15 protein-coding genes are annotated in these 13213 nt (G+C 70.1%); 3 read left to right on the top strand and 12 right to left on the bottom strand.

What is annotated here, in order from left to right:
- The first annotated feature begins 41 nt into the window (after window positions 1-41).
- Window positions 42-530, top strand: coding sequence for a SprT-like domain-containing protein (locus tag MST3598_RS04290; RefSeq protein ID WP_029259795.1), 489 nt, complete (start codon window positions 42-44; stop codon window positions 528-530).
- A gap of 7 nt (window positions 531-537) precedes the next feature.
- Here MST3598_RS04290 and MST3598_RS04285 read toward each other — a convergent pair whose 3' ends face one another.
- From MST3598_RS04285 to MST3598_RS04235, 11 genes are all read right to left on the bottom strand, one after another.
- On the bottom strand, window positions 538-1023 hold the full coding sequence (locus MST3598_RS04285; protein ID WP_021198997.1) for a DUF3054 domain-containing protein: 486 nt from the start codon (window positions 1021-1023) through the stop codon (window positions 538-540).
- Between the two features lie 138 nt (window positions 1024-1161).
- Window positions 1162-1821 (bottom strand): 2-phosphosulfolactate phosphatase, encoded by a 660-nt coding sequence (locus MST3598_RS04280; RefSeq protein ID WP_029259794.1) that lies wholly within the window; start codon window positions 1819-1821, stop codon window positions 1162-1164.
- An 18-nt stretch (window positions 1822-1839) separates the two neighbouring features.
- Window positions 1840-3300, bottom strand: a complete 1461-nt coding sequence (locus MST3598_RS04275; RefSeq protein ID WP_029259793.1) for an ABC transporter permease — start codon at window positions 3298-3300, stop codon at window positions 1840-1842.
- Window positions 3297-4058 carry an ABC transporter ATP-binding protein gene (locus MST3598_RS04270; protein WP_021198994.1) on the bottom strand — a complete coding sequence of 254 codons (762 nt, stop codon included), beginning with the start codon at window positions 4056-4058 and terminating at the stop codon, window positions 3297-3299. The genes MST3598_RS04275 and MST3598_RS04270 overlap by 4 nt, the downstream gene beginning before the upstream one ends.
- A gap of 103 nt (window positions 4059-4161) precedes the next feature.
- Entirely contained in the window at window positions 4162-4797 is a 636-nt protein-coding gene (locus MST3598_RS04265; protein ID WP_021198993.1) for a response regulator, read from the bottom strand.
- Window positions 4794-5972, bottom strand: coding sequence for a sensor histidine kinase (locus MST3598_RS04260; protein ID WP_021198992.1), 1179 nt, complete (start codon window positions 5970-5972; stop codon window positions 4794-4796). The genes MST3598_RS04265 and MST3598_RS04260 overlap by 4 nt, the downstream gene beginning before the upstream one ends.
- 61 nt (window positions 5973-6033) lie before the next feature.
- The gene (locus MST3598_RS04255) at window positions 6034-6825 is read right to left on the bottom strand and encodes a class I SAM-dependent methyltransferase (RefSeq protein WP_029259792.1); all 792 of its coding nucleotides are present in this window, start codon (window positions 6823-6825) and stop codon (window positions 6034-6036) included.
- A 26-nt stretch (window positions 6826-6851) separates the two neighbouring features.
- A complete protein-coding gene (locus MST3598_RS04250; RefSeq protein ID WP_029259791.1) occupies window positions 6852-8006 on the bottom strand; it encodes an AMP-binding protein in 1155 nt (384 codons plus the stop codon).
- Between the two features lie 28 nt (window positions 8007-8034).
- Window positions 8035-8955: a 1,4-dihydroxy-2-naphthoyl-CoA synthase gene (locus MST3598_RS04245; protein ID WP_021198989.1), complete on the bottom strand. Its 921-nt coding sequence runs from the start codon at window positions 8953-8955 to the stop codon at window positions 8035-8037.
- 87 nt (window positions 8956-9042) lie between these two features.
- Window positions 9043-10002, bottom strand: a complete 960-nt coding sequence (locus MST3598_RS04240; RefSeq protein WP_029259790.1) for a permease prefix domain 1-containing protein — start codon at window positions 10000-10002, stop codon at window positions 9043-9045.
- Window position 10003: 1 nt separating this feature from the next.
- Entirely contained in the window at window positions 10004-10336 is a 333-nt protein-coding gene (locus MST3598_RS04235; RefSeq protein WP_029259789.1) for a PadR family transcriptional regulator, read from the bottom strand.
- 103 nt (window positions 10337-10439) lie between these two features.
- Between MST3598_RS04235 and MST3598_RS04230 the strand changes: the two genes are divergently transcribed.
- Both MST3598_RS04230 and MST3598_RS04225 read left to right on the top strand, forming a co-directional pair.
- Window positions 10440-11459 (top strand): GNAT family N-acetyltransferase, encoded by a 1020-nt coding sequence (locus MST3598_RS04230; protein ID WP_029259788.1) that lies wholly within the window; start codon window positions 10440-10442, stop codon window positions 11457-11459.
- Window positions 11460-11499: 40 nt separating this feature from the next.
- Window positions 11500-12483: an o-succinylbenzoate synthase gene (locus MST3598_RS04225; RefSeq protein ID WP_029259787.1), complete on the top strand. Its 984-nt coding sequence runs from the start codon at window positions 11500-11502 to the stop codon at window positions 12481-12483.
- A gap of 42 nt (window positions 12484-12525) precedes the next feature.
- Here MST3598_RS04225 and MST3598_RS04220 read toward each other — a convergent pair whose 3' ends face one another.
- Window positions 12526-13149, bottom strand: a complete 624-nt coding sequence (locus MST3598_RS04220; protein ID WP_029259786.1) for a TetR/AcrR family transcriptional regulator — start codon at window positions 13147-13149, stop codon at window positions 12526-12528.
- Window positions 13150-13213: the final 64 nt, after the last annotated feature.

The raw sequence follows: 13213 nt of genomic DNA, 5'->3' as shown, positions 1-13213 counted from the left end.
CGTGCCACCGCGATGTCGGCGGCATGGCTTAGCCTGATCGCATGGCGGAACTTGACCGTGTGCGCGTCTGGGGCGAAGCACTGATCACGCTGCACCTCGACGACAGCTGGTCTTTCGGCTTCGACAACGCCAAGCGGCGGGCCGGGCAGTGCGACTACACGAAGAAGCGCATCACCGTGTCCCGCTATCTCGCCGCACGCTTCGAAGACGACGACATCCATCAGGTGCTGCTGCATGAGGTCGCGCACGCCCTCGCCGGTCACGCCGCTGCGCATGGGCCCGCGTGGAAGCGCGTCGCCCGTGATCTCGGCTACGTCGGGGGAACGACCCACCACGGTGAGACGGCCGTGGAGCTCGCCCCCTGGGTGGGCAGCTGCCCCGCAGGTCACGTCACCTACCGGCACCGCCGCCCGACGAGACCGACATCGTGCGCCCGGTGCTCGCGCACATTCGACTCCCGTCATCTCTTCGCCTGGACCCGACGGGAGATCTCGACCGACGTGCGCCTCGCCGCGCAGATGCCGCGCTGACCGCGGCTCAGCCCTTCGGCTCGTCGCGGCTCTCCGCATCGGTCGTCAGTGCTGCGCCGGGTTCGACGGCCGCGCCGGAATCGACCACTGCGCCGGAATCGACCGCCGCGCCGGATTCCACGGTCACATCGGCAGCGCTGCGCCGACGACGCAGCAGGGCTGCGATCGCGCGCCAGCCGACCAGGAACGCCCCGAGCACGAGCGTCGCCACGATGATGAACGGCAGCTCCGCCGTGTCGCCGCTGAGCACACGGATGAGCATCCCACCCGCGACCGTGACGACCCACACCACTGCGCCCCATGGCAGCGACCAGGGACGACGGGGTCGGCCGGGCAGCAGCGCGGCGAGGAGATGGCCCACGAGCAGAGCGATCAGGAACGGCCATGCCGTGAGCAGGAACCCCGCAGGGTTCTCATCGTGGGACGCGCGACCGATCGCGGCGAAGATCAGCACGAGCACGACATCGACGACGACAGCGGGAAGGTACCTCATGCCACGACCCTACGTGCCCGCGGCCGTGCCGGTGCCTGCCCCGCGGTAACCGGCGGAGATCTCCGTGTCGGGAGGATGTCCTGCGGCCGCGCGTCCGCCCGTTGGGGAGAAATCCTCCAAACGGGGTGGGCATGCGCATCAGTCGAAGCGGACGAACGATCCCTCGTGGAGCACCGGGACGACGTCGACCGCATCGAGGACGGCGGCATCCGCCACGGAGGTCGGAATCAGACCCGATGCTTCGATGCGGGCGGTCGCGACGACGCCGGCGGCGAGCTCACGGCCGGATCCGCTCGCACCGACCATGTGCCGCATCGCGCCGCGCAGGGCGTGGAAGCCCTCGGCGGCGACCGCGGCGTCCGGAGCCGTGTGATCGATACCCCGATCCGAGAGCGCCGAGACGATCGCACCGGCCCCGAGCTGATCCTCGACGGCGAACCGCAGCGCACCCGCCTCATCCAGCTCGCCGGCCGCGATCACCGCGACAGAGGTGCGTGCCTGCCGTCGCTCCTGGATGGTCTGCACGGCCCGTGCGACGGCCGCCGCGTTGCGGATGCCGCCGACGAGCACCGTCGCCTCGGAGGGAGCCGCAGCGACGACGGCCGCCCCGTTCCGCGACCACCCCTCCGCCTCCGCGAGCGCGACCGCAGAGCCGGACGCCGTGGCATCGATGACCGTGGAGGAGAACCGCAGCACATCGACGACCACGACGACGTCGGCATCGGCGAGGCGGGCGAGACCCGCGGTGCCCCAGTCGAGGCGGACCTGATAGGTGGACTGATCGAACGGCGACGGCATCCGACAAGCCTAGAGGCGTCAGTCCGCCGCGAGCGCCTCGACCGGGGCCACCCTGGTCGCCAGTCGGGTGGGCGTCGCCGCCGCCACCAGCGTCAGCACCGCCGTCGCGACGACGATGATGGCGACGGGGATCCACGGGATCTGCGGAGCGATGAGTCCCGCGGGAACGAAGTCCGGCAGGGTCGGCACCGATCCGAGCAGCGACTGCGCGGCTATCCAGCCGTATGCCACGCCCAGGACGAGTCCCGTCAGCGTCGCGGCGACCGTGATGTGGGTCGCCTCCAGCAGCACCATCCGTCGCACCTGGCGGTTGGACAGCCCGATCGAGCGCAGCAGCCCCAGTTCGCGACGACGCTGCACCACGCCGATCGTGAGCAGGTTGACGAGCCCGACCGCCGCGATCACGGCCGAGACGGCGACCAGCACCATCATCACCGCCGCGAAGGCGTCCATCGGGGCGAAGAACGCCGCAGGAACCTCTCCGGTGGTCTGGCTCATCATCAGCCGCTTGGCCGACTCGAGGGCCACGGCGAACATCGTCACCAAGGTCACGCCCATGACCACGCCGATCGCCATCCTCGACGAGCGTTCCGGGTAGCGCAGCGCATTCTCGGCCGCGAGACGAGCCGTCGCGCTCGATCCGAACATCCGCCCCACCAGTCGCAGGACCGGGGGCATGAACAGCACGGATCCGAGAGCCAGGCCCGTGAACGAGAGCACACCGCCGAAGAAGGCGACGACGACCCCGAGCGGTGTGACGAGACCGACGAGCACACCACCCACGAGGAGCGCGGCACCGGCGATCAACAGCACCCAGGCGCCGATGTGCCGACCCGGCGTGCCGGAGACGTCGTCGTGCGTGCGCTCGACAGACCCGCCGAGCGCCTGCAGAGGCGTGACCGACAGCACACGGCGGGAACCCGCCCATGCCGCCGCCCAGGTCGTGAGGGCGACGCCGATCGCCGGCAGCGCCACGAACGGCTGCGCGAGGGAGAAGTCGGTCGGGGCGTTGGCGATCAGCTGCCCGCCGACCTGCACCCCGACGACCGCGAGCACGAGACCCGCGAGCATGCCGATCGCCGCCCCGAGCAGCCCGACGACGAGCCCCTGCTTCCCGACCTCGGCCCGCTGCGACCGCGCGGTCGCCCCGATCAGACGCATGAGGGCGATCTGGCGGGTGCGTCCGGCGATGATCGTCGAGAAGGTGTTCGCCGTGACGATGGCGGCGACGTACATCGCGACGACCGTCAGCAGCACCGACAGCAGTGCGACAACGAACGCGAGCGTCCCGCTGTCGCCGATGAAGGGATCGGCCTGCAGCACGGCGCCGATGTAGGCCGTGATCTCGACCAGGAGCACTCCGAACGCGGCGGACAGCGCGGCGACCAGGACGCTCGCGCCCATCCCCCGGTCTCGCAGCCAGGCCAGTCGAGGACCGGTCGCGCGGGTCTCGGGGACGACCGTGGCGACGGCGGTCATGCTGCCACCTCGGCGGCGAGCATGTAGGCCGAGATCTCTTCTGCGGTCTGACGCGGGTGGTCGGCGACGATGCGTCCGTCACCGAGGTAGAGCACGCGGTCGGCGTGGCTCGCCGCGATCGCGTCGTGCGTGACCATCGCGATGGACTGGCCGTGCTCACGGCTCGCGGTGGCGAGCAGACGCAGCACCTCGCGTCCGGTCTTCGAGTCGAGGTTGCCCGTGGGCTCGTCCGCGAACACCAGATCCGGTGCCGTGGCCAGGGCTCGGGCGATCGCCACACGCTGCTGCTGCCCGCCGGACAGCTGATGCGGGCGGTGAGAGAGACGCGAGCCGAGCCCGAGCGTCTCGATCAGTCCGTCGATGCGCGCCCTCTCGATCGCGCTCGGACGACGACCGTCGAGCTCGAACGGCAGCATGATGTTGCCGAGAGCGTCGAGCGTCGGCACGAGGTTGAAGGCCTGGAAGATGAAGCCGACCCGGCGACGACGCAGAATCGTGAGATCGATGTCTCCGAGCCCCGTGATCTCGGTGTCACCGATCCACGCCCGTCCCTCGGTGGGGCTGTCGAGCCCCGCCATGATGTGCATCAGGGTGGACTTGCCGGAGCCCGATGGCCCCATGATGGCGGTGAACTGTCCCCGGCGGATGCCGACGCTGACGTCGTCCAGCGCATGGACGGTGCCCTCACCGGAGCCGTAGGTCTTCTTCAGGTGCTGGACGCGGGCGGCGAGCCCCAGGTCGGTGGTCGTGATCTCCATGCATCCGACGCTATTTCCGCGGTACCTCGCCGGTCATCGCCCCCGGGGACCCTTCCGCATACATCGCAAGGATGATCCGCGGACTCCGCCCGCGGAACGGCGTTCAGGCGAGGCCGTGCTCGAACGCGAAGACCACCAGCTGTACGCGGTCGCGCAGCGCGAGCTTGCTGAGGATGCGGCTGATGTGGGTCTTCACGGTCGCCTCGCTCAGGTACTCCCGGCCGGCGATCTCGGCGTTCGAGAGCCCCCGGGCGGCGAGCGCGAAGATCTCCCGCTCGCGGTCCGTGAGGTCGGCGTACTGCGGCGGCACGGGCTTGGGTGCTTCGGCGAAGTGCTCGAACAGGTCGCGTGTCGCGGCGGCGGCGATCACGCTCGAGCCCGAGTGCACCGTGCGGATCGCGGCGAGCAGGAACTCCGGATCGGCATCCTTGAGGAGGAAGCCGCTCGCGCCCTGCCGGATGGCCCGTGCCGCCGCTTCGTCGAGGTCGAACGTCGTGAGCATGACGACGCGCGGCGGTTCCGGGCGTGCCAGGATCTCGGCGGTCGCCGTGAGCCCGTCCATGACCGGCATCCGGATGTCCATCAGCACCACGTCGGGCCGGGTCGTGCGGACGACCTCGAGCGCCTCCTTGCCGTCGCCGGCTTCTCCGACGACTTCGAGGTCGGGCTGGGAGGCGACGAGCATGCGGATCCCGGCACGGAAGAGCGCCTGGTCGTCGACGAGCACGACTCTGATCATTCGGAGACTCCGATCGGGAGCGTGGCGTGGACGACGAACTGTGCCCCTCGGCGCTCGGCTTGCAGACTACCGCCGACGAGCTGCGCACGCTCGCGCATGCCGATGACACCGTGCCCGCCGGGAGACACCGTCGCTTCCCCCGTGACGGTGTTGCGCACATCGACGTCGACGCGGTCCGCGAGCCAGGCGAGGTGCACGTCGACCGCGCCGTCCCCATGCCGGATCGCGTTCGTGAGCGCTTCCTGCAGGATGCGGTAGACCGCGAGCTGGATGGCCGCCGGCGGCTCCCCCGGCGGCATCGGGTCGACGGTGACCCGCGGTTCGATTCCGGCCTGCCGCACCTGCGAGAACAGCGCTTCGAGGTCGGCGAGCGTGGGCTGCGGGCCGTCGCCCTGCCGGTGCCGCAGCTGTGTGAGCAGCATCCGCACGTCGCTCAAGGCGCCACGCGCCGTCTGGGCGATGGTGCCGAGCGCCTCGGTCGCGAGTTCGGGCTTCACCGCGGCCGCGTACCTGGCCCCGTCGGCCTGCGCGATCACCACCGCGAGCGAGTGGGCGACCACATCGTGCATGTCGCGCGCGATCCGCACCCGCTCCTGCTCCTCCGCGGCGAGCGACTCCGCCTGCAGCTGGGCCGACCGGGTGCGGCGAGCGCGCAGGACGACGCGCCACAGCAGCCCGCACACCCAGGCGAACCCGAGCGCCATGACGGAGACGACGAGCAGAAGCGTGCCCGCGCTGACCTTCTCCCACCCGCTGCCCGTGCCGAAGGCGACGCCGTTGACGATGACCATGAACACGGCAGCGACCAGGCCACCGAACAGCGCCGAACCGAATCCCCACCAGAGCACGCGGCGTGTGCCCCAGGCGGAGGTGGCGTACAGCACGAGCAGGATCGCGATGTCGATCGGCAACGGTCCGAACCCGGAGAGCATCTGCAGCACGGCGCCGGCCCATGCGGCAACGAGCGCCCACCCGGGGGCGAGCCGGCCGATGGCGACGCCGCCCGACATCAGGACGCTCGCGATGACAATGCCAGCGACCGCTGCTCCCCCGATCGCGGTGTTCCCCGTTCCGGGCCCGTAGAACACCAGCGACATCGGCACGAGCACGAGGAAGAGCAGCGCCGCCCCGACGATGTCGAGGGTCAGCGCCGTACGAGAGAGCGGGCGGATCACTCCCCCACGCTACGCGAGGGGCCCTCGCGCCGGCATCCGTCGCGGGATGTATCCGCGTCCGTCAGGCGCGGGCGAGGATCTCGCCGTGCGGCACCAGATACCAGCCGTCGCCGTCGTCGGCCCAGCGCCTCCACGCATCGCTGATCTCCTGCAGATCGGCGCGCGTGGCCATGTCGCTGTCGACGAGCTGCCGCGCGAGGGCGGATTCGAGGATGCGGTCGGCCCACATCCCACCCCACCAGGCACGCTCGGCGGGTGACGAGTAGCACCACGTGGAGGCCGTCGCGGTGATATCGGCGAAGCCTGCGGCCCGCGCCCAGGACAGCAGACGGCGACCGGCGTCCGGCTCGCCGCCGTTGGCTCGTGCGGCCGCACGGTACAGCGCCAGCCAGCGGTCGAGCTCGGGCAGCACGGGGAACCAGAGGAAGCCCGCGTAGTCGGCATCGCGCGCGGCGACGATCCCGCCGGGAACAGTGACGCGGCGCATCTCCCGAAATGCCTGCACCGGGTCGCCGACGTGCTGCAGCACCTGATGCGCGTGCACGACGTCGAAGGAGTCGTCGGCGAAGCCCAGTGCGTGCACGTCCTCGACAGAGAAGTCGAGGTTCGTCAGGCCCCGGTCGGCCGCGAGTCCCTGGGAGAGCGACAGCGCATCCTCGTCGATCTCGGTCGCGGTCACGTGCGCGACGATGCCGGCGAAGTCGACCGTGATGCTGCCGGGGCCCGCGCCGACATCGAGAAGGCGGGTCGTGGACGTGAGGTGGGGGCGGAGGTACGCGGCCGAGTTCGCGATGTCGCGCACGTTGTGCGAGCGGAGGACGGATTCGTGATGTCCATGCGTGTACGAGGCCATGCGGTTCAGTCTGGCAGAGCCCGCCCTCAGTGCAGCTGCGCGACCATGCGGCGGATGGCCTCGCGGTCGGGTTTGCCGGAGGACAGCACCTCGATCTCGTCCACCATGATCAGACGGCCCGGTCGGGCATGCTTGCCGAGTTCGTCCTCGACCGCGTCGCGCGCCTGCTCGAGCTGCTCCGACTCGCTGCGACGCAGCACCTCGCCCCGGGCCGCGACGATCACGGACGCCTCGCCCCAGCGCTCGTCCTCCACGCCGACCACCACCGCCTCGTGCAGACCCGCGATCCGGCGGACGACCCGCTCGACACGATCGAGCGAGATGTTGATCCCTCCGGACACGATCACGTTGTCGGCACGGCCGTGCACCCGGACAACACCGTCTTCGACGAGACCGAGATCCCCGGTCCGGTACCAGCGGATGCCGTGCTCGTCGCGCACGAACGTGCGCGCGGTCAGCGATCCGTCACCGAGGTATCCCTCGGCGAGCATGGGGCCCGCGATACGCAGCTCGCCGTCGACCGTGCGCACGCCGACCGTGTCGAGAGGAACGCCGTCGTAGACGCAGCCGCCGCTGGTCTCGGTCGAACCGTAGGTGCGCACCAGACGCACCCCCAGATCGGCGGCACGCTCGCGCAACGGTTCGGGGAGCAATTGCCCGCCCACCAGGATCGCCCGGTAGGCCGTCAATGCGGCACGGACGGCGGTGTCGTCCGCGGCATCGAGCAGAGTCGCGACCTGCGCAGGAACGAGCGACGTGAACAGGTCCGGGACCCCGGCCCCTGGCGACAGCCGCAGCATCTCGAGGGTCGCCTCGGCGAACGATGTCGGCGAGAAGCGGCCCTCGATCCGCGCGGGCTGCGTGTCCGCGATGATCGAGCGCACCAGCACCTGCAGTCCCGCCACGTAGCCGGCGGGAAGGGCGAGCAGCCAGCGACCGCTCCCGATCCGCGCGGCCGTGGCCTCGGCGCTCGCCCGCAGGGCCTCCCCGCTGAGCGCGACCCGCTTCGGCACCCCACTCGACCCCGAGGTCGCGATCACGGCGGCGAGGCCGTCCGCCACGTCCTCCGGGGCGCCGGCCACCATCCCGAGCCCCAGCGCCGGACCGCCGTCGAGCGCGCGCTGCAGGGCATCTCGCAGGCGAACCGGATCTTCGGCATCCGTGGGGATCAGGGCGGTCATGCGCGTCTCCGACTCTGGGCTGCCCTGGTCAGTAGTGCCAGGGGAAGGACGACCAGTCCGGGTCGCGCTTCTCGAGGAACGAGTCGCGGCCCTCGACGGCTTCGTCGGTGCCGTAGGCGAGGCGGGTGGCCTCCCCCGCGAAGACCTGCTGGCCGACCAATCCGTCGTCGACCGCGTTGAAGGCGAACTTCAACATGCGGATCGCCGTGGGAGATTTCGTGAGTACGGTGCGCGCCATCTTCAGCGCCTCGCGCTCGAGCTCGGCATGCGGCACCACCCGGTTCACGGCGCCCATCTCGTAGGCACGCTGCGCCGAGTACTCCTCGGCGAGGAAGAACACCTCACGGGCGAACTTCTGACCGGTCTGACGGGCCATGTACGCCGAGCCGTAGCCGGCGTCGAAGCTGCCGACATCCGCATCGGTCTGCTTGAAGCGCGCCTCTTCGGCTGAGGCGATGGTGAGGTCGCACACCACGTGCAGGGAATGTCCGCCACCGGCAGCCCATCCCGGCACCACCGCGATGACGACCTTGGGCATGAAGCGGATGAGGCGCTGCACTTCGAGGATGTGCAGGCGGCCGACCGCTGCGCGGCTCGCCCCGTCGACGATCGCCGTCTCCGCGTCGGAGTACTTGTACCCGTCACGACCGCGGATGCGCTGGTCGCCGCCCGAGCAGAACGCCCAGCCGCCGTCCTTCGGGCTCGGTCCGTTTCCCGTGAGCAGCACCGCGCCGATGCGCGCATCCTGCCGGGCGATGTCGAGTGCGCGATAGAGCTCGTCGACGGTGTGCGGACGGAAGGCGTTGCGCACCTCCGGCCGGTTGAACGCGATGCGTGCGACACCGCCGTCTCGCGAGACGTGAGCGGTGATGTCGGTGTAGTCCTCCGCCCCGGGCGCGAGCACCCATTCGGCCGGGTCGAACAGATCGGAGACGAAGGCGGTGGTCACGTATCCAGCCTATTCCTCGCGCCCTCCCCGACATATCGCACGCGCCGCTCCGGAAGGGAGCGGCGCGTGCGACGTCCGGCTCTGCCTTCAGACGCGACGCGCCCGCCAGGTCTTCATCCAGCCGTCGATGATGGCCCACACCTGGACGGCGACGATACCGACGCCGGTGACCACCGCGAGGACCCGCAGAGTGTCACCCTCCACGCCGTTGTCGACGAACACGAACTGCACGAACTCCGGGTTCAACAGCTCGCCCTGCACGAGCAGCGCGACCGCCCAGACACCGAAGGCGATCGAGAGCGCGGTGTTGACGACGGCGAGTCCGACGGTCCACCGGCGGCGGACGTAGACGGCGACGGCCAGGAGGGCGTCGGCGATCATGATTCCGAAGAGCAGGGTCATCCCCCACGGCCAGAGCTCGGGGTTCAGGACGGGGATCGGGTCAGCACCGGTCGGGAAGAACCCGCGCGTCGCGTCCCACAGCACCGCGCCGATGAGGATGCCCACGAAGACGAGCGAGGCGATCATGTCGCTGCGCGCCGCGCCGTTCTCGGTCGGCGTGGGCAGCTGGTCGACGTCCCACTTCTCCCCCGTGTCGGCGCCGGTGCGCTCCAGCACGACGAAGACCAGGGTCACCCAGAAGCACACGTGCACGACGACCGAGAGGGTGACGGCGACGATCGCGCCGACCACCTCTCCGACGGTTGCGCCCTCGATGAGCTTCGCGATCGCGATGCCGAACGCGGCGCAGGCCGGAACGATGATCAGCAGCAGCTTCAGCAGCCGCCACCAGGTGAGGAAGTAGCGCGGCCCGATGAGGTAGAGCGGGCGATCCGCGTAGCCTGCGGCCAGGATTCCCGGGTCGCCGAGTTCGGTGAGCACTGCGCGCTCTGCCGACTCCGGTGCCTCCCCCTGCTCGACCCTGGCCTCGATCGCGTCGGCGATGGAGGCCTCGAGCTCAGCGCGGACGTCGGCTTGGGCGTCGGGGCGCAGACTGCGGATCGTCGCGCTGATGTAGCGCTCGGTGAGTGTGAACGTCGTGGTCATGTCAGTTCTCCTCTGCGGTGAGGGACGCGATCGCGGTGGTGAGTGATCGCCATTCGTCGGTGAGGGTGTCGGCGAGGCGGATGCCGGCGTCGGAGGTGCGGTAGAACTTGCGGGGCCGCGCCTCGTCGGTGTTCCACTCGCTCGTGAGGTACTCCTGCTTCTCCAGGCGGCGGAGCAGCGGATAGAGGGTGTTCGCGTCGGTAGCGAAGCCGCGCTGCTCGAGCTGCTCGAGCAGCGAATAGCCGTACCCCGGCGTGCGCAGCAGCTGCAGGCAGGCGAGCACCACGGTGCCGCGCCGCAGTTCCTGCAGGTGCGTGTCGAGCGTCTCGTTCATGACGATCACATTACTGTGCGCCACACACTATTGTCAATCACACATTTATGCGCGATCCAAGGCGAGACGGGAAAGTGTCGAGGCGGGAAAGTACCGTGGAGACATGACGCTCGAGATCACGCGCATCGACCCGTTCGACGCCGCTGCGGTGGATGCCTGGTGGGACGCCTATGCGTCCGCCGAGCGCGCAGACCGCGGGGACGACATCCCCGTCTGGTCCCGGGAGGAGACCCGCAGCGAGCTGCAGCAGGAGTCACGGGTCAACGAGCGGCGCGCCTTCCTGCTGCACGACGACGGCCTCGTCGTGGGTGCCGCGAGCCTCACCCTCCCACTGAAGGACAACACGCACGTCGCCTACCTCGACATCGATGTGCCCCTCGCGCACCGACGGCGCGGAGTCGGGTCCGCCGCCCTCGCCTTCCTCGAAAGCGAAGCCGCGGCCGCCGGACGCACCACCGCGCAGGGCGACACCTCGTGGCGGTACGAGCTCGGCTCCGACGGCTCCGGCGACCCTGGCCGGGAGTTCGCTCGTCGACACGGCTACGCGCTCGCGCTCGGCGATGTGCAGAACAGGCTCACACTCCCCGTCGCGCCGACGGTGCTCGACGGCATCGATGCCGACATCGCCGCCGCGATCCAGGGCTACACGATCCGCAGCTGGGTCGGGCCGGTACCGGATGATGTCGTCGAAGGCTGGGCGATCCTCGATGCCTCGATCGACACCGAGGCGCCCAGCGGCGATCTCGACATCGAACCCGCGAAGCCCGATGTGGAGAGCATCCGCGAGCACGAGGACCTCCTCGTCCGGCAGAACCGCCTGTCGATCGGCACGATCGCCCTCGACCCGCAGGGCGAGGCGGTCGCCTACACGCAGCTGGTCGTGTCGGGGGACGACGGCAACGCCTACCAGTGGGGAACACTCGTACGTGGCTCGGATCGCGGCCACCGCCTCGGCACCGCGGTGAAGATCGCCAATCTCCGCCTGCTGCAGCACGCGGCGCCGCAGGCACGGGCGGTCTACACCTACAACGCCGAGTCGAATGCCCACATGCTCGCCGTCAACACCCTGCTCGGGTTCGCCCCCACCGAACGGATGGGCGAGTTGCAGAAACACCTGACCTGACGTCCGGCGCTCAGAGACTCCGCGGGGACAGAATGGGCACATGATCCCGCCACTCGCAGACCTGCTCGACTCGGCCAGGGTCGTCGCCCTCCCGATGCACAGCCGCTTCCGTGGCGTGGACGTGCGGGAGGCCCTGCTCTTCGAGGGGCCGGAAGGGTGGGCGGAGTTCTCCCCATTCGTGGAGTACGAGGATGCGGAGGCGGCGACGTGGCTCGCCGCCGCGATCGACTATGCGTGGCGTGCGCAGCCGGAGCCGCTGCGCAACCGAGTCGGCGTGAACGCCACGGTGCCGGCGATCGATCCGGAGCGCGTGCCCGAGCTGCTGGCACGGTTCCCCGGATGCCGCACAGCCAAGGTCAAGGTCGCCGAACCGGGCCAGACCCTGGCCGACGACGTGGCGCGAGTGCGCGCCGTGCGGGAGGTCATGGGGCCGGAGGGACGCGTCCGCGTCGACGCGAACGGCGCGTGGAACGTCGACGAGGCCGAGCACGCAGTGCACGCGCTCGGCGAATACGACCTGGAGTACGTGGAACAGCCGTGCGCGACGGTGCCGGAGCTGGCGGAACTGCGCCGGCGCGTGAAGTACATGGGCATCCCGGTGGCAGCCGACGAGAGCGTGCGCAAGTCGACCGACCCGCTCGCGGTCGCACGTGCCGGCGCCGCGGATCTGCTCGTGATCAAGGCCCAGCCGCTGGGCGGCATCACCCACGCCCTGCAGATCGTCACCGCCGCGGGGTTGCCCGTCGTGGTCTCCAGTGCCCTGGACACGGCGATCGGTCTGTCACAGGGGACCGCACTCGCTGCCGCGCTCCCGTCGCTCGACTACGACTGCGGGCTCGGCACGGCGTCGCTCTTCCTCGACGACGTGGCGGACCTGCGTCCCGTCGACGGCACGATCCCGGTCGGCCACGTGACGCCCGATGCCGAGTCCCTCAACCGTCTCGCCGCGTCGGACGAGCGTCGCGAGTGGTGGTTCGCCCGACTCGCCCGCTGCCACTACGAGCTCTCGAGCAGCGCGCACTGAGCAGGGTGGACCTCTCCACCTCCACCCCGGCGAACCTGCGGACTACTGCTCGATGAGCAGCTGCACCAGACGACCGAGCTCTTCGCCACCGGAGTGCCGCAGCTGGGCGTCATCCTGGCCCGCCATGGCGCCGCGCACGGTCATGCCCTCCCAGATGATCATGAGCATGCGGGCAGCCGTCTCGGCCGGAAGGCGAAGGCGCAGCAGGCCGGCGGTGACGATGTCGTCGACGATCTGCGCGATGCTCGAGACCATCTCGCGCTCCTGCGCGAGGTAGGCCTCGCCGAACTTCGCGTCGCGCAGTGCACGGATACGGATCTCGCTGAGCAGCATGACACCGAGACGGTCGTCTCCTCCGAGCTCCATGATCTGCTGCACGAGGTCGATGGGATCGCACCCCTCGACCAGGGCACCGGCGGCCGTCAGCTCCTCCACGCGGGTGCGCACCGCGTTCACGCGCACCTCGGAGACGCTGGCGGCGAGCATGAGGAACAGCTCGTCCTTGGACTCGAAGTTCGAGTAGAACGCACCGCGGGTGAACCCGGCACGCTCGCAGACGGCCTCCACCGACGCTCCATCGAGCCCGACTTCGGCGAAGACCTGCGCCGCCGCCTCGAGCAGGCGGGCTCGCGTGTTCTCGCGGCTGCGGGTTGCGGGTGTCGACATCGAAACCTCCTGACCCTTCACTCTCGCATGATTCACACCCCGCACACAGGCTTGGCCGGGCGGG

It is taken from the genome of Microbacterium sp. TPU 3598 (genome assembly GCF_002356155.1).
GTDB classification, from domain to species: Bacteria; Actinomycetota; Actinomycetes; order Actinomycetales; family Microbacteriaceae; genus Microbacterium; species Microbacterium maritypicum_A.
This window is presented reverse-complemented; position numbering and strand designations above follow the sequence as displayed.